We start from the raw sequence: 18,748 nt of genomic DNA on the forward strand, positions 1-18,748 counted from the left end.
GGTCGCGGAGCGCTTCCGGCCGCCTGTTCCGCCGCCCCTGACGCAGCCCCTCGGCCTGTTCGAATTCCTGCGCGCCGCCCGCCGCAACCCGATCACCACCTGGACCGATGCCCATTTCCGCCTCCCCGTCGTGGCGGCAGAGGGGGCGATGGGGCGGATCACCGTGGTGAGCGAGCCCTCCCTGATCCGCCAGGTGCTGATCGACAAGGCCGACGCCTATCGCAAGGACGACCTCCAGCGCCGGGTGCTCGCCCCGGGCCTCGGCAACGGACTCCTCAGCGCCGAGGGCGACGAGTGGCGCCTGCAGCGGCGCACCCTCGCGCCGATCTTCTCCGTGCGCACCGTCCGCAGCTTCGAGGCGGCGATGAATGCCGCCGGCGCGCGCCTCGCCCGGCGGCTGAGGCGGCGGGACGGGGTGCGGGTCGATGTGGCGTTGGAGATGACGCGGGCCACCCTCGACGTGCTGGAGCGGACGATCTTCACGCAAGGGTTGCCCGGCGATCCCGACGCCCTCGGGCGCGCGATCACCCGCTTCCTGGAGGCTGTCGGACCGATCGATCCCCTCGACGTGTTCGGCCTGCCCGATTTCGTGCCGCGCATCGGACGGTTGCGCGCCCGCCCCGCCGGCCGGTTCTTCGCGGAGATGGTGGACGACCTGATTACCCGGCGCCGGGCGCTGATGCAGGAAGGCGAGGCCCCGCAGGATCTCCTGACCCTCCTCATCGCGGCCCAGGATCCCGAGACCGGCAACGGCCTCTCGGATCTCGCGGTGCGGGCCAACATCGTCACCTTCATCGCCGCCGGTCACGAGACCACGGCGAACGCCCTGACCTGGGCGCTGTACTGCCTCTCCGGCGACGGGGCCGCGCAGAGCCGTGTGGAGGCCGAGGTCGATGCGGCCGGGGATGGGGATTTCACACCCGACGCGCTGCCCTACACCCGCGCGGTGGTCGAGGAGGGGATGAGGCTGTTCCCGCCGGTCCCGTTCCTCAGCCGCCAGGCGATCCGGGAGGACCGATTCGGCCGGATCAAGGTGCCCCGGAACTCCCTGGTGCTGATCGCCCCGTGGGTGCTGCACCGGCACCGCCTGCTCTGGGACGAGCCCGACGCCTTCATGCCCGAGCGCTTCCTGCCGGAGAACCGCGACCGCATCGCCCGCTTCACCTACCTGCCCTTCGGCGCCGGTCCGCGGGTGTGCATCGGGCTGAGCTTCTCGGTGCAGGAGGCGACCATTCTCCTCGCCCACATCGTCCGCGCCGTGCGCCTCCGTCTGCCGGAGGACCATCCGCCGGTGATGCCGCTCCACCGCGTGACCCTGCGGCCCGAACACGGGCTGCGCATGGATGCGACGGCGAGGGGGTGAGTGCGGCCGTCGTGCGGTTGATGCGGGCGGGAAGACGCCTGCCCGTCACCGCGGGCGACGGGACGCAATCCGAGGCCGGCGCAACGCCCTTCGGTAGACCGCTCTCCGGGACCGCGTCCCCGCATGCGCGCGGACGACGGGGTGTCCGCGCCGCCGGTCCCGTCAGCTCTTCTTGCGGAACGCGTCCAGGCTGACGACCTCGGCGCTGCCCTCTTCGCCATCCTTCTTGGCGGCGGGGCGGGCGGCCTTGTCGTCGCCCTTCCCGTCCGCCTTGCCCTGGGCGGCGGGCGCCGGCAGCACGGTCGGGACGGTGTTGCCGCCGATCGTCGCGAGACCGGTGCCGGTCTTCGGCTTGACCTCGCCCGGTTCGGAGCCCGCGCCGCGGGGGCCGTTCTTGGCGGCCGCCAAATCCGGTTCGCCAACCTCGTTCGCCCCGTCACCCAGGTCGAACTTCAGGCCGAACTGCACGGAGGGGTCGAAGAAGCCGGAGAGAGCATCGAAGGGCACCAGCAACCGCTCCGGCACACCGGAGAAGGAGAGGCCGACCTCGAAGGCGTGCTCGGTAACGTTCAGGTCCCAGAATTGGTGCTGCAGGACGATGGTCATGTCCTGCGGGTACTTTTCGCGCAGCGCCTGCGAGATTCGCACGCCCGGCGCCTCGGTGCGGAACGAGACATAGAAGTGGTGCTCGCCCATCAAGCCGTTCTGGGCGGCGTCCGTGAGCACCTTGCGGACAACGCCGCGCAGGGCGTCCTGCACGAGGAGGTCGTAGCGAATCAGATCGTCTGCCATTCTGCGTTCGCTTTGCCCGACCCGTCCGCCACCCGGGTTGGGCCGGGGACCATGAAATTCAAAAGTGGAGGCTTCTGTTGCCAGGTGCCTCCGAACCCCGCCTATGCGGTGCTACCCGCTAGGACTTTAGGTCGGTATTGGGGACCGCTTACGCGGCCACCGCCACCGGAGCAAAGTTGTCGTTGGCAACTATTGCAAAGGCCCGATAACGGCGGAACCATGCCGAGCGAAAGCTCTACCTTTACGCCCTCGTCGATCCTATTTCGCCCCCGCCGAAGCCCAGTCGGGTGGTCCGCGGCCTTGCGGCCATCGGTCCTGGGCTTGGGTGGAGGCGCCGGGTACCGCCCCCGGGTCCGATAGGTTTATTTCGAAGAACGTTTATCGCCATAGCCGGTCTTGCGACCGGCAAGGGGAATATAGAGGGGATCGCCCCGGTTTTGAAGCCCGATCACGCGCTAACCGTGCCCGAGCTTTCGGGTGAGCCGGAGAGTGTGGCGCCGGACGCACCATCGCGCCCTCGAGCGGGCGGCCGGGCGTGGCTGCAACTGGCCGGGATGCTGTGGGTCGGCCTGGCCTGCCTGGGGGCGGCGAGCGTCGCCTCGATCGTCGTGGTCCGGGTGGGTTTCGACCTCTGGTACGGGATCGATCCGTTCCTGCCGACCGCCCGGCGGCCCTTCGTGGGCCCGGTTCAGCTGGCGCACCGGGCCTTCGCGGTCGATGCCCTGCGCCAGATCCTGCTCGCCGCCTTCGTCATCGCGTGGGCGCGACGGCGTGAGCCGAAGGGCTGGCGACGCCGCCTCGCCCTCGACCGGGAGAAGCCGAACGGACTGCGGCCCGTCCTGCTTCTGACGATCCTACTGTTCTGGCCGATCCTGCACATCGCCTGGGTCACGGGCACGGCGGACCTGTTCGGGGCGAGCTTCGGGAAGGGCATGAGGCTGTCCCCCTTCATGGACCGGACGGCGGTGATCGCGTGGCTCATCTACCTCACCGTGATGGCACCGCTGGCCGAGGAACTCCTCGTGCGCGGCGAGATGTATCACCGGGCGAGGGGCGCCCTCGGCCCGGCCTGGGCGGTGGCGGTGACGGCCGTCGTCTTCGCGGCGGCCCACGTCTCGTCCTTCGGCCTCGCGCGGCCGGTCTCCCTCCTCCCGCTCGCCGTCGCCCTCGGCCTGCTGCGGTGGAAGACCGGGCGGCTTTGGCCGTGCATCGCCCTCCACGGGTGGTCCAACCTCGCGCTGGTCGTTTACCTCCTCTGGCCGCATTGACGCCCCCGGCGGTGGACAGGCGCCGCGCGGGGTTGCCCCCGGCAGCCCGTTCCCGCAGGCTCAGGGAATGGACGCATACCAAAACCTGCTCCGCCGGATCCTCGATGAGGGGGTGGCCAAGGAGGATCGCACCGGCACCGGGACCCTGTCGGTCTTCGGCCACCAGATGCGGTTCGACCTGAGCGAGGGGTTCCCCCTCGTGACGACGAAGCGGCTGCACCTGCGCTCCATCGTCCACGAACTGCTGTGGTTTCTCGCGGGAGACACCAACGTCGGATACCTGCGCGAGAACGGCGTGACGATCTGGGACGAATGGGCGGATGCGGACGGAGAACTCGGCCCCGTCTACGGGCGCCAGTGGCGCTCCTGGGAGAAGCCCGGCGGCGGCACCGTCGATCAGATCCGGTGGGTGCTCGACGAGATCGCCCGCAACCCCGATTCGCGCCGGCTCGTGGTGTCCGCCTGGAACCCGGCCGATCTGGACAGGATGGCGCTCGCGCCCTGCCACTGCCTCTTCCAGTTCTATGTGGCGGAGGGGCGGCTCTCCTGCCAGCTGTACCAGCGCTCGGCCGACGCCTTCCTCGGCGTCCCGTTCAACATCGCCAGCTACGCCCTGCTGACGCAAATGGTCGCGCAGGTCTCCGGCCTCGCCCCGGGGGACTTCGTGCACAGCTTCGGGGACGTGCACCTCTACCGCAACCACCTCGCCCAGACCCGGACCCTGCTGGAGCGCACACCCCGGCCGCTGCCGCACCTGCGGCTAAACCCGGCGGTGCGCGACCTCTTCGCCTTCCGGTACGACGACATCGCGGTGGAGGGGTACGATCCGCACCCGGCCATCTCCGCTCCCGTGGCGGTCTGAGCGCATGGCGGCGCCGGACATCGCCCTCGTCGTCGCGGTCGCGCGCAACGGCGTCATCGGCCGGGACAACGGGCTCGCGTGGCACATCTCCGGGGACCTGAAGCGCTTCAAGGCGCTCACCATGGGCACCACCCTTCTGATGGGCCGCAAGACCTGGGACTCCATCGGGCGCCCGCTGCCGGGTAGGCGCAGCCTCGTCCTCACCCGCGACCGCGCCTTCCGCGCCGAGGGGGCGGAGACCGTCCACGATCTCGATGCCGCCCGCGCCCTCGCCACGGGCGACCGCCTGATGGTGGTCGGTGGGGCCGAGATCTATGCCCTCGCGCTGCCGCTCGCCGACCGCATCCATCTCACCGAGGTCGAGGCCGAGCCGGAGGGGGACGTGCGCTTCCCCTCCTTCGATCGGGGCGCCTTCCGCGAGGTCCTGCGCGAGGCCCATCCGGCCGGCCCGCGCGACGATTATCCCTACGCATTCGTTGACTTGGAGCGCCTACGCTGAGGCGGCCCGTCGCGGTTGCGCTCGGGGGCTCCCGGCCCCACCTCCCAGCCTTGACAGCGAGGGGGGTCGGCCCGCAGGTGCCGAGGCTGGACCGGCGAAGGACGTCGCACACGCGGAATTCGATGGCGGTTTCGGCGAGCGGTGGGATTGAACCGGCGCGCGCGACCGTTCGGCAGGGGAACCGGGACGCCCGTTCGGGCACGCCCGGACGGCAGGTCAGGAGACGACGGCCAGAATGCCTTGGAGCAATCAGAATGGCGGTGGCGGGGGTCCCTGGGGCCGTCCCAACGGCAACGGGGGCGGGCCCTGGGGGAATGGCGGCGGTGGCAACACCCCCCCGAACCTGGAGGATCTGCTGCGACGCGGACAGGACAAGCTGCGGGGCCTGATCCCCGGCGGCGGTGGTCCGGGTGGATCGGGCGGCTCGGGCTCGGGCTTCGGCGGAGGACGCGGCGCCGTCGTGATCGCGGGCCTCGCCGTGGCGATCTGGCTCGCCACGGGCTTCTACACCGTCGCACCGAACCAAGTGGGCATCGAGACCATCTTCGGCCGCTACGTCGGCTCGAAGGGCGAGGGCCTGCGCTACAACTTTCCCTTCCCGATCGGCGGCGTGGTCAAGCCGAATGTCGGCCAGGTCAACTCGATCCAGGTCGGCTATCGCACCGGGCCGGGCCAGCAGCGCAACCGCGACGTGCCGGACGAGAGCCTGATGCTCACGGGCGACGAGAATATCGTCGATCTCGACTTCGAGGTGCAGTGGCGGGTGAACCCGCTGAAGGCGTCCGACTTCGTGTTCAACATCCAGAACCCGGAGGGCACCATCAAGGCCATCGCCGAGAGCGCGATGCGCGAGGTGGTCGGCCGCCGCAACATCCAGGCGATCCTCACCAACGAGCAGGCGAGCATCGCCCAGGAGGTGAAGGAGATGGTCCAGAAGGCGCTGGACGAGTACGGCGCGGGCGTGCGCATCGAGGTGGTGCAGCTCGTCTCCGTGAACCCGCCGCCGGAGGTACGCCCCGCCTTCGTGGACGTGAACGCCGCGCAGCAGGACGCTGACACCGTGCAGAACGAGGCCAAGACCTACGCCAGCCGCGAAGTGCCGCAGGCCCGGGGCAAGGCCTCGCAGATCGTGCAGGCCGCCGAGGCCTACAAGACGAAGGCGACGGCGGACGCCACCGGCCAGGCGGCGCGGTTCGATGAGGTCTACGCCTCCTACAAGGTCGCGCCGGCCATCAGCCGCGAGCGGATCTTCCTGGAGACGATGGAGAAGGTTCTGGGCTCCGTGAACAAGGTGATCATCGATCAGAACGGGACTCCCGGCGCGGGCTCCTCCGCCGCCGGCGTGTTGCCCGTTCTGCCCCTCTCGGAGTTCGGCGCCCGCGCCCAGAGCCAGACGGGAGCCGCGCGATGAAGCAGGCTCTCCGCACCGGTCTGATCGTCGTCGCGGCGATCGTCGCTATCGGCCTCTACGCATCCGTTTTCGTCGTCGGGCAGATGCAGCAGGCGCTGGTCCTGCAATTCGGCCGCGTCCGCGCGGTCCTCAACTCCACGGCCGAGGACAGGCCCGGTCTCTACTTCAAGATTCCCTTCGCGGAGACGGTCGTCGTCTTCGACAAGCGCGTGCTCGATCTCGACCTGCCGGTGCAGACGATCCTCACCGCCGACCGGCAGAATCTGGAAGTGGATGCCTTCGCCCGTTACCGGATCATCGATCCCCTCCGGTTCTATCAGGCCGTCGGCAACAAGGATCTCGCCAACCAACGCTTGCAGAGCTTCACCAATTCAAGCCTGCGCAGCGTGCTCGCCCGCTCGACCCGCGACGCCATCGTGAAGACCGAGCGCGGCCAGCTGATGCACAACATCCAGGAGGACGTGAACCGGCAGGCCAAGGCGCTCGGCATCGAGATCGTCGACCTGCGCATGACCCGCGTCGATCTGCCGGCCCAGAACTCGGCCGCCGTCTACCGCCGGATGAAGACCGAGCGCGAGCGCGAGGCCGCCGACATCCGGGCCAACGGCGACCAGATCGCCGCGTCTATCCGCGCCCGAGCGGACCGCGACGTCACCGTGATCGTCGCGGAGGCGACGCAGAAGTCCGAGCAGCTGCGCGGCCAGGGCGACGCCGACAAGAACCGCATCCTGGCGGAAGCCTTCGCCAAGGATCCGGACTTCTTCGCCTTCTACCGCTCAATGCAGGCTTACGACACCGGCCTGAAGGGGCCGGATACCCGCCTGGTGATCAGCCCGAATACGGACTTCTTCCGGTTCTTCAGCGATCCCCAGGGGCGCGGCACTCCGTCCTCGGCCCGCGCGAAACAGGATCCTGCTTCGACGACGGGCTCCACCACCGGAGGGGCGCGCTAGCGCGCCCCTCCCTACGCCACCGGGGGGAGGCCGGCCCGTATTCCGGGTTGCGGCAAAACCTCCCCGGTGGACGGCTCGCTTTCGCGGGCTACCTTTGACGGCAACCGCCGGTCGCCCTCCAACGATGGGCCGGTCCAGGGAAACGCTTTTGAAGAGGTCGTCCATGCACCCCGTCGAGGCCACCCGCGTGGGGCCGCTCGCGCGCCTGCGCCCGGTCGTCGCCGCCGCCTTCCTCGGCCTGTCCGTCCTTGGCTCCGCCGTCCCCGCGCCGGCCTTCGCCAAGGGGCCGGCCTCGCTGGCAGACCTCGCGGAGCAGGTCACCGACGCGGTCGTGAACATCTCCGCTTCGACCACCGTCGAGGCGCGCTCCAGCCGCACCATGCCGCAACTCCCGCCGGGCACGCCCTTCGAGGATCTGTTCGAGGAGTTCTTCAACAAGCGCGGTGGGCGCGGCGGCGGTGGCGGTGGCGGCAACGAGGAAGCGCCGCGCTCGCGCAAGTCGAACTCTCTTGGCTCCGGCTTCATCATCGATGCGTCGGGCATCGTGGTGACGAACAACCACGTCATCGGCGACGCGAACGACATCCAGGTCATCCTGCATGACGGGACGAAGCTGAAGGCCGAGATCGTCGGCAAGGATTCGAAAATCGACCTCGCCGTCCTGCGGGTGAAGCCCACGGCGGAGCGGCCGCTCAAGGCCGTCCCCTTCGGCGATTCGGACAAGATGCGCCCCGGCGACTGGGTGATCGCCATCGGCAACCCGTTCGGCCTCGGCGGCTCAGTCTCGGCCGGAATCGTCTCGGCCCGCGGCCGCAACATCGAGTCCGGGCCCTACGACAACTACATCCAGACCGACGCGGCCATCAACAAGGGCAATTCCGGCGGTCCGCTGTTCAACATGGACGGCGAGGTCATCGGCATCAACACGGCGATCCTCTCGCCCACCGGCGGTTCGGTCGGCATCGGCTTCGCCGTGCCCTCGAACACCAGCAAGCAGGTGATCGACCAGCTCCGCGAGTTCGGCGAGGTCCGCCGCGGCTGGCTCGGCGTCCGCATCCAGAACGTGGACGACACCACTGCCGAGGCCCTCGGCCTGAAGGGCGGCGCTCAGGGCGCCCTGGTGGCGGGCGTGGACGAGAAGGGCCCCGCCAAGTCCGCCGGGATCGAGGTCGGCGACGTCATCGTCAAGTTCAACGGCTCGGCCGTGAAGGCGTCGAGCGACCTGCCGCGCATCGTGGCCTCCACCCCGGTCGGGCAGAAGGTCGATGTCGTGGTGGTGCGCAAGGGCGCCGAGGTCACGAAGGCGGTGACGCTGGGCCGCCTGGAGGACACGGACAAGCCGCAGCAGGCCAATCTGCGCCAGCCCGACGCGGAGCCCGCCGTCCGGCAGGTGCTGGGTCTCAACCTGTCGAGCGTCACCGACGATCTGCGCAAGCGCTACAACATCAAGGACGGCCAGAAGGGCGTCGTGGTGACGAAGGTCGATCCGAACTCCGCGGCGGCCGACAAGCGCATCCAGCCGGGCGAGTTCATCGTCGAGGTCGGCCAGGAGGCGGTCTCGACTCCTGCCGAGGTGTCGAAGCGCGTCGATGCCCTCAAGAAGGACGGGCGGAAGTCGGTCCTGCTGCTCGTGGCGAACGCCAACGGCGAAGTGCGCTTCGTCGCGGTGGGTTTGGATTAAGAGCCCCGAGCGGGGAGGGGCTGCGGCCCCTTCCCGCCCTCGACCGTCCTTGCGAGGGCAGCGAAGCAATCGAGGGCTGCGGGACGTGATCCGCGGGCAAGCGAATCACCGGATTGCCGCGCTTCGCTCGCAGGGACGATGTGACTGCGAAACGCCCACCGGGCCGCCCGGTAGGCGGATGCCTCAGCCCACGAATTCCGCGGCCGAGAAGCCCTGCAGGTACAAGAGCGCGGTGAGGTCGCCGTGCTCCACCCGTGCGCGGGCGGCGGCGGCGACGGCGGGCTTCGCGCGGAAGGCGACGCCGAGCCCGGCCTCGCCGAGCATGTCGAGATCGTTCGCGCCGTCTCCGACCGCCAGGGTCTCGGCGGGCTGAAGCCCGAGTTTCGTCCGCAACTCGATCAGCGTCGCCCGCTTCTCGGCCTTGCCGACGATCGGGTCCTCGACCGTGCCGTCGAGCTTGTTCCCGGCAATGCCGAGGCGATTCGAGCGGTGCTCGGCGAAGCCCAGCATCGCGGCGATCGGCCCGGTGAACAGGGTGAAGCCGCCAGAGACGAGACAGGTATGGGCGCCGTGGGCGGCCATGGTCCCCACCAGGGTTCGCCCACCGGGGGTGAGGCTCAGCGTGTCGGCGATCAGCCCGTCCACCACACCGACCGGAATGTCCTTGAGGAGCGCGACCCGCTCGCGCAAGGCGGGCTCGAAGGCGATCTCGCCCCGCATCGCCCGCTCGGTGATGGCCGCGACGTGGTCCTTCAGGCCGAGGGTGCCGGCCAGCTCGTCGATGCATTCCTGCTCGATCATGGTGGAATCCATGTCGGCGAGAAACAGGCGCTTGCGTCGGTGGGCGTCGGCGGGAAGCACGGCGACGTCGATGGGTTCCGGGCCGAGGGCGGCCCTCAGACGCTCCGCGAGCTCTCGTTCCTGCGCGGCCCCGCCCTCCACGAGAACCTCGGCTGCCACCTCCCGGTGCAGGATGCGCGCGGGATGCTCGCTGGAGAGGACCCGGCGGGCCTCGGCCAGGACGGCATCGGTGATGGCCGGGCGGTCCGGGTTTGCTATCAGGACCGCGACGAGCATGCGGAGGATGACCTTGCCGTTGTGGGAAGCCGGGGAGCGCCCGGCGGCGGTTCTCATCGCAGGCCCGACCGCCTCGGGCAAGTCGGCGCTGGCGAGCCGGATCGCCCGCGGGCATGACGGTGTCGTGGTCAACACCGATTCGATGCAGGTCTACGCCGACCTGCGGGTGCTCACCGCCCGGCCCGAGCCCGCCGAGGAGGCCGCCGTACCCCATCGGCTCTACGGCCATGTGGACGGGGCGACCAACTACTCCCTCGGCCATTTCACCCGCGACGCGACGGCGCTGCTTGCCGAATTGGACGGCCGTCTGCCGGTCTTCGTCGGGGGCACCGGCCTCTACTTCCGGGCGCTGGAACAGGGCTTTTCGGAACTGCCCCCGGTGCCCGAGCCGATCCGCGCGGAGGTCCGCCGTCAGGCCGAGGGCCGCCCGACGGAGGCGCTCCACGCGGACCTCGCCCGCCTCGACCCGGAGGGCGCCGCGCGGCTTCGCCCAAGCGACCGGATGCGGGTGATGCGGGCGCTGGAGATCTTCGCCGCCACGGGCCGCCCCATCGCGAGCTTCTACGGCGACCCCGTGCCGGGGCCGCTGGCGGGCCGGAGACTCGTGAAGCTGTTTCTCGCCCCCGACCGGGCGCTCCTGCGCGAGCGGATCGATGCGCGCTTCCGCGCGATGGTCGCGGACGGCGCGCTGGAGGAGGTGGCGGCGCTCCGCGCGCGGCGTCTCGACCCGATGCTGCCGGTGATGCGCGCCCACGGCGTGCCCGGCCTCATCGCCCATCTCGACGGGGCGTCGCGCCTCGACGAGGCCGTCGCCAAGGGGCAGGCCGACACGCGGGCCTACGCCAAGCGGCAAGTCACGTGGTTCCGCCACCAGATGGGGGACGGGTGGCGGTGGCTCGATCCGGGCGATCCGGCGCTGTCGGACTGAAACGGAGCTGAGGGAGGGAAGCGCTTCGCAGGGGGCGTCCCGATCCCGTGAGGGCTCTTCGCCCTCGCGCGATGACCGCGCGATCCCTGGGTGCCGTCCTGGCTGCTTTTCTGATACGGGGCATGCAACCCGCTCAGCCCTCAACGACGCCCCAAGCGAACCGCTGTGACCCCTTCTACGCCCTTCCCGGCCGAACCCGCCGCCCTCCCGGGGTGGCGCTTCTCCGTCGCGCCGATGATGGATTGGACCGACCGCCATTGCCGGGCCTTCCACCGGGCCCTGTCGGCACGGGCGCGGCTCTACACCGAGATGGTGACGACCGGCGCGGTGATCCATGGCGACCGGGAACGGCTGCTCGGGTTCTCGCCGGTCGAGCATCCCGTGGCGGTACAACTCGGCGGGTCGAACCCGGCGGACCTCGCGCAAGCCGCACGGATCGCGGCGGAGTTCGGCTACGACGAGATCAACCTCAATGTCGGCTGCCCGTCCGACCGGGTGCAGGAGGGCCGCTTCGGCGCCTGCCTGATGCGCGAGCCCGCCCTCGTGGGCGACTGCGTTGCGGCGATGAAGGCGGCGGTGCGCGTGCCGGTGACGGTGAAATGCCGGATCGGCGTGGACGATCAGGATCCCGAGGCGGCGCTGGATGCCCTGGCGGAGGCGGTCGTGGCGGCGGGCGTCGATGGCCTCGTCGTCCATGCCCGGAAGGCGTGGCTCCAAGGCCTGTCCCCGAAGGAGAACCGGGACATCCCGCCCCTCGATTACGCCCGCGCGGCCCGGCTCAAGGCGGCCCGCCCCTCCCTGCCCCTGGCCGTCAACGGCGGATTGAAGACGTTGGCGGAGGTCGAGGCGCGCCTCGCCGAGGTCGACGGCGCCATGGTCGGCCGCGCGGCCTACATGGAGCCAGCGCTCCTGCTCGGGGTCGATCCGCTGCTGTTCGGGGTCCCGGCGCCAGCCGCCGACCCGTTCGCGGCGGTGGCGGCCTTCGAGCCCTACATCGCGGGTGTGCTCGAATCGGGCGAGCGCCTCCATGCCGTGACCCGGCACATGCTCGGCTTGTTCAACGGCCGCCCCGGCGCCCGCGCCTTCCGGCGCCATCTCTCCACGCACGGGATGCGGCCGGAGGCCGGGCTCGATACCCTGCGCGCGGCGGTGAACCTCGTCTCGCGGGATCGCGGCGACGCGCGGGTCGCGGCCTGACGTTCGCCGCCGCCGTCGTTGCGCTTGCTACGACGGGAAGGCGGGCGGAGGCCCTACCGCTTCGGCGTGAGGATCAGGCGGTCGCCGCGCACCTCGTAGCTGCCGAGCCGGTCGAGGAAGGTCTGGCCGAGCAGGTTGCCCGCCAATGCGCCGGGCCTCGCCACCATGGCGTTGACGTTGCGCTCGGTGATGGTGCCCACCGAGAGCGTTTCGAGCTGGATCGGCGCGGCACTGGTGGGGCCGTTCGCCGTCCAGACCCGGGCCGTGAACTCCTCCGGCTTGGGCCGGAACCCGAGGGCGGCGGCGCCCTCGGCGGTCAGGACGACGCTGCTCGCCCCCGTATCGAACAGGAAGTCCTGCGCGCGTCCGTCGATGCGCCCCTCCACCCGGAACGTCCCGTCCGAGCGCCGCGTGACCGTCACGGTCCCGCCGGGGCCGCTCACGGCCGAACCGGGGCGCAGATCGCCCATCACCCGCGCCGACACGCCCTCGATGCGGTCGCGGTAGCTGTAGCCGAGGACGAGGGCCGCTCCGATCAGCACCCAGGCGGCCAGCGCTTGCAGGCTCCGCACCGGCGCGGCGCGGATCTGCCGCCAGAAGCCCGCCGCCACGAGGGCGAGGATCGCACCGGTATAGGCGAGGTTCGCCAGCATGTCGGGGCTCATCCCTCCGCCCGATCCGTCGCCCTCCGGCGCCAGCATCAGGGCGGCGATGACGAGGGCCAAGGCGCCGAGGCCGAGATAGATCATGCCGTGGGCCGTTCCTGCCCCGGATAGGCGGTGCGCAGCCGGGCCTCCAGCGTCGCCATGATCGCGCGGCGGTCGGCCTCCCGCAGGGATCCCCAGGCGCCGATCTCGTCGCGGGTGCGTCCGCAACCCCGGCACAGGCCGGTCTCCGCATCGAGGATGCAGACCTTCGTGCACGGGCTGGAGGCTTTGGCGGGTGGAAGGCTCATGATGTCCCGCTTTGCCAAATCGATCGTGGCCGGCGCAAGGCGGAACCGCCACGTCGCCTCACGGTGCGACCGCGCTGACCAGCCCGAGCAGCGCCAGGATCTCGGCGGCCTGCTGGCAGGCGCCGATCACGTCGCCGGTTTGCCCGCCGAGGCGGCGGGCGGCGAGGCCCGTGACGGCGAGCGCCGCGAGGCCGGCGAGCACCGCCATCGCGATGAGGCCCGCCGCGGACAGGCCGAGCGGCAGGGCCAGCGCGGCGAGGAACAGCACCGTCACGGCGGCCGTCACCAGGGCCGCGCGGCCGGGGCGCCCCACCGCCGCCGACAGGCCGTCGGACCGGGCCGGGGGCAACAGGACCATGGGCAGCAGGGCCGCCACGCGCGACACGGCGGCCGCGAAGACCAGGGCGGTGGCGGCGGCGAGGCCGGTCCGGTCGAGGAGCGTCGCGAGCGCGCCCACGCGCAGGGCCAGCGCCAGGAACAGCGCCAGCGCCCCGTAGGAGCCGATGCGGCTGTCGCGCATGATGGCGAGCATCTTCGCCCGGTCGCTCCCGCCGCCGAGCCCGTCCGCGAAATCCGACAGCCCGTCCTCGTGCAGGCCGCCGGTGGTGGTCGCCATGACCGCCACGGCCAGCGTCGCGGAGAGGAACGGCCCCAGCCCGGCCCCGAAGCCCGAGACGAGGATCAGCGCCGCCGGGAGGGACAGGAGGGCGCCCGCCAGGGGCAGCATCCGGGGCAGGCGGGTGAAGTCCGGGCTGCGGTGGGGATCGGGCTCGCCGGGGAGTTGCGGTACCGGCAGGCGGGAGTAGAAGCGCAGGCACGCGGCGAGATCGTGCAGGGCCTCGCGCCCTGGCCCTTCGGCTTCGCCGCCGGTCTGCCTGTCCATCGCCACGGCCCCGCGCGCCGGATCGAAGACACCGGCACGTCCTTCATAGCGGGCTCTACCCGTCCCCGTGCAGCCGGAATGGCGCAACCCACAGGATCGAGGCAGCGATGGGCGGCCCCTTCGACGATATCCGTAATCTTCTCCGCACCATGCCGGAGGCCGACGCCGAGGCCGCCGCGGGCGTCGCCGCCCGCGACGCGAGCCTGACGAAGCCCGCCGGGGCGCTCGGGCGCCTGGAGGACCTCGTGACGTGGCTCGCCACGTGGCAGGGCAAGGCGCCGCCGAGTTTCGCCCGGCCGCTGGTCTGCGTCTTCGCCGGAAGCCACGGCGTGACGAGGAAGGGCGTCTCGGCCTTCCCCGATGCCGTGAACCGGCAGATGCTCGACAACTTCGCTGCCGGGGGCGCGGCCATCAACCAGCTCTGTGCCGCCTACGGCCTCGGCTTCAAGGTGTTCGACCTCGCCCTCGACGTGCCCACCGGGGACATCACCGAGGGCCCGGCCCTCGACGAGCGCGCCTGCGTCGCCACCATGGCCTTCGGCATGGAGGCCGTGGCGGCGGGCACCGATTGCCTCGGCATCGGCGAGATGGGCATCGGCAACACCACCGTCGCCGCCTCCCTCTACGCCGCGCTGTTCGGGGGCGAGGCGTCCCATTGGGTCGGGCGCGGCACCGGCGTCGATGGCGAGGGGCTGGCGCGCAAGGTCGCGGCAGTGGAGGCGGCCCTCGCCTGCCACCGGGGCCATCTCGACGATCCGCTTGAGGTGATGCGACGCCTCGGCGGCCGGGAGATCGCGGCCATGGCCGGGGCCATCCTGGCCGCGCGGTTGCAGAAGGTCCCGGTGGTGATCGACGGCTACGTTTCGACCGCCGCCGCGGCCGTGCTCCACGCCCTCGACGCCTCGGCCCTCGACCATTGCGTCGCGGGCCATGTCTCCGCCGAGGGCGCCCACGCGGAGGTGCTGGAGCGCCTCGGCCTCGCACCCGTGCTCTCGCTCGGGATGCGCCTCGGCGAGGGCTCCGGCGCGGCGGTGGCGATGGGGGTCATCAAGGGCGCACTCGCCTGCCACACGGGCATGGCCACCTTCGCGCAGGCGGGGGTTTCGGGGCGAAGCGGGGATTGATACCGTCCGCGCGAGAGTTCGCCGCCACCGTCATTGCGAGCGCAGCGAAGCAATCCAGGGATACGCGACAATTCAGACCGTCACGCTGCCCTGGGTCGCTTCGCTGCGCTCGCGATGACGTCGCGAAGCCGCCGACGTTGAGTGCACCGACGTGTCCATGAACATTACCCAAGCCTTCACCTTCGAGGCGGCGCACCGCCTGCCGAACGTGCCCATCACGCATCGCTGCCACCGGATGCACGGGCATTCCTACCGGGTCGAGCTGACCGTGGCGGGGAAGGTGGACGAGACGACCGGCTGGGTAATCGATTTCTACGACATCGAATCGATCTTCGGCCCGCTGCTGCTGCGGCTCGATCACCATTGCCTCAACGAGATCGAGGGCCTCGAAAATCCCACCGCCGAGAACATCGCGGCCTGGATCTGGCATCGGCTGAAGCCGGACCTGCCCGGCCTCGCCCGGGTGAAGGTGATGGAGACGCCGATGTCCTGGGCGGAGTACGATGGCGACTGACGCGATCCCCGGCGACGACGCGGCCCTGGTCCTGTTCTCGGGCGGGCAGGATTCCGCGACCTGCCTCGCCTGGGCGCTCGACCGCTTCGCCCGTGTCGAGACGCTCGGCTTCGACTACGGCCAGCGCCACCGGATCGAACTCGCGTGCCGGGACACCCTGCGGGCCGGGCTCGGCCGCATCGAGCCCGCCTGGGGCCGCCGCCTCGGCGAGGACCATACCGTGTCCCTCGATGCGCTGGGCGCCATCTCCGACACGGCCCTGACCCGCGAGGCGGAGATCGGCTTCGAGGCGTCGGGCCTGCCCAACACCTTCGTGCCGGGACGCAACCTCGTTTTCCTGACCTTCGCCGCCGCGCTCGCCTACCGGCGGGGTATCCGCCACATCGTCGGCGGCATGTGCGAGACCGACTATTCGGGATATCCCGATTGCCGGGACGACACGATCAAGGCGCTTCAGGTCGCCCTCAATCTGGGGATGGAGCGGCGCTTCGTCCTGCACACGCCCCTGATGTGGATCGACAAGGCGCAGACCTGGGGCCTCGCCCAATCGCTGGGCGGGCGGGCGCTGGTGGACCTGATCATCGGTGACAGCCACACCTGCTACCTCGGGGAGCGCGGAGAGCGCCATGCCTGGGGCTACGGCTGCGGCACCTGCCCCGCCTGCCGCCTCCGGGCCGAGGGGTACGCCCGCTTCACGGCGACCGAGGAGGCGGCGTAAGGCTCTCCACCAGGGCGCCGAGGGTGTCGCCGAAGGACGCCGGGCTCGCGAAGAGCCTCTCCATCAGCAGCGCCCCCTCCAGCGTCGCCAAGATGAACCGGCCGTGCCGGGAGGGATCGATGTCCGGGCGCAGGCTGCCGTCGGCGACGCCCTCCCGCAGCACCTCCTCCAGCCACGCCAGATGGCGGCGGAAGAAGGCGGCGATATCGCCGCGCAGGCGCTCGGGAAGGGCCTCGCCCTCGATCGCCAGCGCCGCGCAGAGGCATCCGAGGCCCTGCTCGACCCCGCCGAGGTAGAAGCGACCGTAGGCGACGATCCGCCCGGGCCCGTCCGGCGTCCCGGCCCGGATTGCCGCCATGCCGTCCGCATACCGGACGTCGTAGGCCGCCACGAGGGCGGCAGCCAGATCGACCTTCGTGGGAAAATGGTGGTGGATGCTCGCCTTGCGGATGCCCACCGCCTCGGCGAGGTCGGCATAGCTGAAACCGGCATAGCCCCGGCTCCGCACCAGGGTCTCCGCCTGCATCAGCAATTCGGCGCGGGTGTCCCGCATGGCGGCGTCCTATCCCGTTCTGACAGTATAGCCCACAAATCGACGTGATGGCGTCTTGGCTTGACGGCGCCCGAAATCTACCTACTGATCGGTCGAAAGAAAAGACGGGAGGTTTCGGCATGGCGGCAAAGGCCGTTCATCCGAGGATCGACGGCGGGGCCCGCGGCCTGTCGCGGCGCCATGCGCTGTTCGGCGGCCTCTGCCTGTGCTGTGCCGCCACGGCGGGCCTCACCCCTCGCGCCTATGCCGAATCCTTCACCCTCGAAGAGGTCGCCCCCGGCACCTTCATCCGCAAGGGTCTCATCGCCGATGCGGATGCCGCAAACCTCGACGCCATCGCCAATATCGGCTTCATCGTCGGCCGGAACGGCGTGCTCGTCACGGAATCCGGTGGCAGCCTCGCCGACGGGCAATGGCTGCGCGGCGAGATCGCGAAGCGCACGACCAAGCCGATCACCCATGTGGTGCTGACCCACGTCCATCCGGACCACGCCTTCGGCGCCGGCGCCTTCACGGCCGACAAGCCGGTCTTCATCGGCCACGCCAAGCTGAAGGAGGCGCTGGACGCGCGGGGGGAGTTCTACCGCAAGCGGCTCATCGACCTGTTCGGTGAGGAGAAGACCGGTCCGGTCGTCTACCCGAAAATGAGCGTGGCCGACACCGCCGAGGTCGATCTCGGTGACCGCACGCTGCGCTTCACCGCCCACGGGCCGGCGCACACCACGAGCGACCTCTCGATGAGGGATTCGCTCTCCGGCCTGCTCTTCCCGGCGGACCTGCTCTTCGTGGAGCGGATCCCCTCCCTCGACGGCAGCCTCAAGGGCTGGCTGAAGGAACTGGATAGGGTGAAGGCGATGGGCGCGGCGCGGGCGGTGCCCGGCCACGGCCCGGTCACCGTCGAGACCGTCCCGGCGGTCGAGGCGCTGGCCACCTACCTGACGGCGTTGAGGGACCAGACCAAGGCGGCCATCGCCAAGGACGTGCCGATCGACAAGGCCGTGGACACCGTCGCGCAGGACCAGAGCAGCCATTGGAAGCTGTTCGAGCACTACAATCGTCGCAACGTAACCGTGGCGTACCAGGAACTCGAATGGGACTGATCCGTCATTTTGTGAAACACGAACACCAGGGAGATCACGCCATGCGCCCCACCTTCGCCGCCTTCCCCCTCGCCGTGGGCCTGACGCTCTCGGCCGCCGCCCTCGGCGCGGCGCCCGCCGCCTACGCCGCCGGCGCGTCCGACACCGACCAGGAGCGCAACGCCCGCTGGCAGGAGATCGCCAAGTCGATCTTCGGCGACCGCACCATTTCGCCCACCGATACCCTGGTGAAGCTCGATGCGCCCAAGCGCGCCGAGGATGCGGCGCTCGTGCCGATCACCCTCACGATGCCCGACCGGGACAAGATCAAGGCGGTCTCGCTGATCATCGACGACAACCCGGCACCCTACGCCGCCAAGTTCGAGTTCGGCCCCGCCGCCGACACCAACGAGCTGAAGCTGCGCGTGCGCGTGAACAACTACACCGACATGCACGCCGTGGTGGAGACCACGGACGGGAAGCTCTACGAGGCGAAGCAGTTCGTGAAAGCCTCCGGCGGCTGCTCGGCCCCGATGGGCATGAGCGACGAGGAGGCGATGAAGGGCATGGGCGACATGCGCATGAAGTTCGCCGACGCGCAGCCCGGCAAGCCCGTCGAGGCGACGCTGATGATCCGCCACCCGAACTTCTCGGGGATGCAGATGAATCAGGTCACCCGCGACTACACGCCCGCCCGCTACATCGACAAGCTGACCGTTTCGGCGGGAGACCAGAAGATCTTCACCATGACGGGCGACATCTCCATCGCCTCGAACCCGGTGATCAACTTCGGCTTCAAGCCGGACGGCAAGCCGATCCAGGTCGCCGCCAGCGACAACCAGGGCGGGAGCTGGACCAAGAGCTTCACCGCTCCGAGCCCGACCAACTGAC

Annotated in this window: 20 protein-coding genes and 1 other RNA gene; 14 read left to right on the plus strand and 7 right to left on the minus strand. The window is 70.5% G+C overall.

All coding sequences use genetic code 11. The features are described 5' to 3' along the window. Nucleotides 1-37 precede the first annotated feature (37 nt). Nucleotides 38-1,363, plus strand: coding sequence for a cytochrome P450 (locus tag MFF06_RS07590; protein ID WP_283207256.1), 1,326 nt, complete (start codon nucleotides 38-40; stop codon nucleotides 1,361-1,363). Nucleotides 1,364-1,525: 162 nt separating this feature from the next. Here MFF06_RS07590 and MFF06_RS07595 read toward each other — a convergent pair whose 3' ends face one another. Then, nucleotides 1,526-2,155, minus strand: a complete 630-nt coding sequence (locus MFF06_RS07595; protein WP_238202568.1) for an SspB family protein — start codon at nucleotides 2,153-2,155, stop codon at nucleotides 1,526-1,528. Between the two features lie 63 nt (nucleotides 2,156-2,218). After that, nucleotides 2,219-2,601: a transfer-messenger RNA gene (gene ssrA, locus MFF06_RS07600) on the minus strand. Here ssrA and MFF06_RS07605 point away from each other — a divergent pair. The 6 genes from MFF06_RS07605 (at nucleotide 2,593) to MFF06_RS07630 (ending at nucleotide 8,829) form a co-directional block, all read left to right on the plus strand. Further along, complete coding sequence (locus MFF06_RS07605) at nucleotides 2,593-3,423, plus strand: CPBP family intramembrane glutamic endopeptidase (RefSeq protein ID WP_238202570.1); 831 nt, start codon at nucleotides 2,593-2,595, stop codon at nucleotides 3,421-3,423. The two genes, ssrA and MFF06_RS07605, sit on opposite strands and share 9 nt — an antisense overlap. 67 nt (nucleotides 3,424-3,490) lie before the next feature. Continuing rightward, the gene (locus tag MFF06_RS07610) at nucleotides 3,491-4,285 is read left to right on the plus strand and encodes a thymidylate synthase (RefSeq protein WP_238202572.1); all 795 of its coding nucleotides are present in this window, start codon (nucleotides 3,491-3,493) and stop codon (nucleotides 4,283-4,285) included. A gap of 4 nt (nucleotides 4,286-4,289) precedes the next feature. Further along, on the plus strand, nucleotides 4,290-4,784 hold the full coding sequence (locus MFF06_RS07615; RefSeq protein ID WP_238202574.1) for a dihydrofolate reductase: 495 nt from the start codon (nucleotides 4,290-4,292) through the stop codon (nucleotides 4,782-4,784). Between the two features lie 235 nt (nucleotides 4,785-5,019). Beyond that, nucleotides 5,020-6,195, plus strand: a complete 1,176-nt coding sequence (hflK, locus tag MFF06_RS07620) for an FtsH protease activity modulator HflK (protein ID WP_238202576.1) — start codon at nucleotides 5,020-5,022, stop codon at nucleotides 6,193-6,195. Beyond that, nucleotides 6,192-7,148 (plus strand): protease modulator HflC, encoded by a 957-nt coding sequence (gene hflC, locus MFF06_RS07625; protein WP_238202578.1) that lies wholly within the window; start codon nucleotides 6,192-6,194, stop codon nucleotides 7,146-7,148. Before hflK ends, hflC begins: the two co-directional genes overlap by 4 nt. A gap of 163 nt (nucleotides 7,149-7,311) precedes the next feature. After that, nucleotides 7,312-8,829, plus strand: a complete 1,518-nt coding sequence (locus MFF06_RS07630) for a DegQ family serine endoprotease (protein WP_238202580.1) — start codon at nucleotides 7,312-7,314, stop codon at nucleotides 8,827-8,829. A gap of 183 nt (nucleotides 8,830-9,012) precedes the next feature. Here the strand turns inward: MFF06_RS07630 and serB are convergent, their stop codons facing one another. Beyond that, nucleotides 9,013-9,906 carry a phosphoserine phosphatase SerB gene (gene serB, locus MFF06_RS07635; RefSeq protein WP_238202582.1) on the minus strand — a complete coding sequence of 298 codons (894 nt, stop codon included), beginning with the start codon at nucleotides 9,904-9,906 and terminating at the stop codon, nucleotides 9,013-9,015. A 7-nt stretch (nucleotides 9,907-9,913) separates the two neighbouring features. On the opposite strand from serB, the gene miaA reads away from it, so the two are divergent. Further along, nucleotides 9,914-10,834 carry a tRNA (adenosine(37)-N6)-dimethylallyltransferase MiaA gene (miaA, locus tag MFF06_RS07640; protein ID WP_238202584.1) on the plus strand — a complete coding sequence of 307 codons (921 nt, stop codon included), beginning with the start codon at nucleotides 9,914-9,916 and terminating at the stop codon, nucleotides 10,832-10,834. 165 nt (nucleotides 10,835-10,999) lie between these two features. Then, entirely contained in the window at nucleotides 11,000-12,031 is a 1,032-nt protein-coding gene (gene dusA, locus MFF06_RS07645; RefSeq protein ID WP_283207253.1) for a tRNA dihydrouridine(20/20a) synthase DusA, read from the plus strand. A 53-nt stretch (nucleotides 12,032-12,084) separates the two neighbouring features. On the opposite strand, the gene MFF06_RS07650 is transcribed toward dusA, so the two are convergent. Genes MFF06_RS07650 through cobS form a run of 3 tightly spaced genes read right to left on the minus strand, consistent with a single transcriptional unit; the run spans nucleotide 12,085 to nucleotide 13,869 of the window. Beyond that, nucleotides 12,085-12,780: a retropepsin-like aspartic protease family protein gene (locus tag MFF06_RS07650; RefSeq protein ID WP_238202586.1), complete on the minus strand. Its 696-nt coding sequence runs from the start codon at nucleotides 12,778-12,780 to the stop codon at nucleotides 12,085-12,087. Then, the gene (locus MFF06_RS07655; protein ID WP_238202588.1) at nucleotides 12,777-12,986 is read right to left on the minus strand and encodes a DUF1289 domain-containing protein; all 210 of its coding nucleotides are present in this window, start codon (nucleotides 12,984-12,986) and stop codon (nucleotides 12,777-12,779) included. Before MFF06_RS07655 ends, MFF06_RS07650 begins: the two co-directional genes overlap by 4 nt. A gap of 58 nt (nucleotides 12,987-13,044) precedes the next feature. Further along, nucleotides 13,045-13,869, minus strand: coding sequence for an adenosylcobinamide-GDP ribazoletransferase (gene cobS / locus MFF06_RS07660; protein WP_238202590.1), 825 nt, complete (start codon nucleotides 13,867-13,869; stop codon nucleotides 13,045-13,047). Between the two features lie 107 nt (nucleotides 13,870-13,976). On the opposite strand from cobS, the gene cobT reads away from it, so the two are divergent. The 3 genes from cobT to queC all read left to right on the plus strand — a co-directional run bounded on the left by cobT (nucleotide 13,977) and on the right by queC (nucleotide 16,225). Then, nucleotides 13,977-14,993: a nicotinate-nucleotide--dimethylbenzimidazole phosphoribosyltransferase gene (gene cobT / locus MFF06_RS07665; protein WP_238202592.1), complete on the plus strand. Its 1,017-nt coding sequence runs from the start codon at nucleotides 13,977-13,979 to the stop codon at nucleotides 14,991-14,993. Between the two features lie 157 nt (nucleotides 14,994-15,150). Further along, nucleotides 15,151-15,507, plus strand: a complete 357-nt coding sequence (gene queD, locus MFF06_RS07670; protein ID WP_238202594.1) for a 6-carboxytetrahydropterin synthase QueD — start codon at nucleotides 15,151-15,153, stop codon at nucleotides 15,505-15,507. Continuing rightward, nucleotides 15,497-16,225 carry a 7-cyano-7-deazaguanine synthase QueC gene (gene queC, locus MFF06_RS07675; protein ID WP_238202596.1) on the plus strand — a complete coding sequence of 243 codons (729 nt, stop codon included), beginning with the start codon at nucleotides 15,497-15,499 and terminating at the stop codon, nucleotides 16,223-16,225. Before queD ends, queC begins: the two co-directional genes overlap by 11 nt. Here queC and MFF06_RS07680 read toward each other — a convergent pair. Next, the gene (locus tag MFF06_RS07680; RefSeq protein WP_238202597.1) at nucleotides 16,200-16,778 is read right to left on the minus strand and encodes a TetR/AcrR family transcriptional regulator; all 579 of its coding nucleotides are present in this window, start codon (nucleotides 16,776-16,778) and stop codon (nucleotides 16,200-16,202) included. The two genes, queC and MFF06_RS07680, sit on opposite strands and share 26 nt — an antisense overlap. Before the next feature lie 119 nt (nucleotides 16,779-16,897). On the opposite strand from MFF06_RS07680, the gene MFF06_RS07685 reads away from it, so the two are divergent. Both MFF06_RS07685 and MFF06_RS07690 read left to right on the plus strand, forming a co-directional pair. After that, nucleotides 16,898-17,878, plus strand: a complete 981-nt coding sequence (locus MFF06_RS07685; protein ID WP_238202599.1) for a quinoprotein relay system zinc metallohydrolase 2 — start codon at nucleotides 16,898-16,900, stop codon at nucleotides 17,876-17,878. Nucleotides 17,879-17,919: 41 nt separating this feature from the next. Beyond that, nucleotides 17,920-18,747, plus strand: a complete 828-nt coding sequence (locus MFF06_RS07690; RefSeq protein ID WP_238202601.1) for a quinoprotein dehydrogenase-associated SoxYZ-like carrier — start codon at nucleotides 17,920-17,922, stop codon at nucleotides 18,745-18,747. The last annotated feature ends 1 nt before the right edge of the window (nucleotide 18,748 follow it).

This window comes from Methylobacterium aerolatum (assembly GCF_022179085.1).
GTDB classification, from domain to species: domain Bacteria; phylum Pseudomonadota; class Alphaproteobacteria; order Rhizobiales; family Beijerinckiaceae; genus Methylobacterium; species Methylobacterium aerolatum.

Bases quoted from the DNA above. Each gene is read 5' to 3' on its own strand.
- MFF06_RS07595 (WP_238202568.1), bottom strand. From the start codon at position 2,155: ATGGCAGACGATCTGATTCGCTACGACCTCCTCGTGCAGGACGCCCTG.
- MFF06_RS07610 (WP_238202572.1), top strand. From the start codon at position 3,491: ATGGACGCATACCAAAACCTGCTCCGCCGGATCCTCGATGAGGGGGTG.
- MFF06_RS07615 (WP_238202574.1), top strand. From the start codon at position 4,290: ATGGCGGCGCCGGACATCGCCCTCGTCGTCGCGGTCGCGCGCAACGGC.
- hflK (WP_238202576.1), top strand. From the start codon at position 5,020: ATGCCTTGGAGCAATCAGAATGGCGGTGGCGGGGGTCCCTGGGGCCGT.
- hflC (WP_238202578.1), top strand. From the start codon at position 6,192: ATGAAGCAGGCTCTCCGCACCGGTCTGATCGTCGTCGCGGCGATCGTC.
- MFF06_RS07630 (WP_238202580.1), top strand. From the start codon at position 7,312: ATGCACCCCGTCGAGGCCACCCGCGTGGGGCCGCTCGCGCGCCTGCGC.
- serB (WP_238202582.1), bottom strand. From the start codon at position 9,906: ATGCTCGTCGCGGTCCTGATAGCAAACCCGGACCGCCCGGCCATCACC.
- miaA (WP_238202584.1), top strand. From the start codon at position 9,914: ATGACCTTGCCGTTGTGGGAAGCCGGGGAGCGCCCGGCGGCGGTTCTC.
- MFF06_RS07650 (WP_238202586.1), bottom strand. From the start codon at position 12,780: ATGATCTATCTCGGCCTCGGCGCCTTGGCCCTCGTCATCGCCGCCCTG.
- MFF06_RS07655 (WP_238202588.1), bottom strand. From the start codon at position 12,986: ATGAGCCTTCCACCCGCCAAAGCCTCCAGCCCGTGCACGAAGGTCTGC.
- cobS (WP_238202590.1), bottom strand. From the start codon at position 13,869: ATGGACAGGCAGACCGGCGGCGAAGCCGAAGGGCCAGGGCGCGAGGCC.
- cobT (WP_238202592.1), top strand. From the start codon at position 13,977: ATGGGCGGCCCCTTCGACGATATCCGTAATCTTCTCCGCACCATGCCG.
- queD (WP_238202594.1), top strand. From the start codon at position 15,151: ATGAACATTACCCAAGCCTTCACCTTCGAGGCGGCGCACCGCCTGCCG.
- queC (WP_238202596.1), top strand. From the start codon at position 15,497: ATGGCGACTGACGCGATCCCCGGCGACGACGCGGCCCTGGTCCTGTTC.
- MFF06_RS07680 (WP_238202597.1), bottom strand. From the start codon at position 16,778: ATGCGGGACACCCGCGCCGAATTGCTGATGCAGGCGGAGACCCTGGTG.
- MFF06_RS07685 (WP_238202599.1), top strand. From the start codon at position 16,898: ATGGCGGCAAAGGCCGTTCATCCGAGGATCGACGGCGGGGCCCGCGGC.
- MFF06_RS07690 (WP_238202601.1), top strand. From the start codon at position 17,920: ATGCGCCCCACCTTCGCCGCCTTCCCCCTCGCCGTGGGCCTGACGCTC.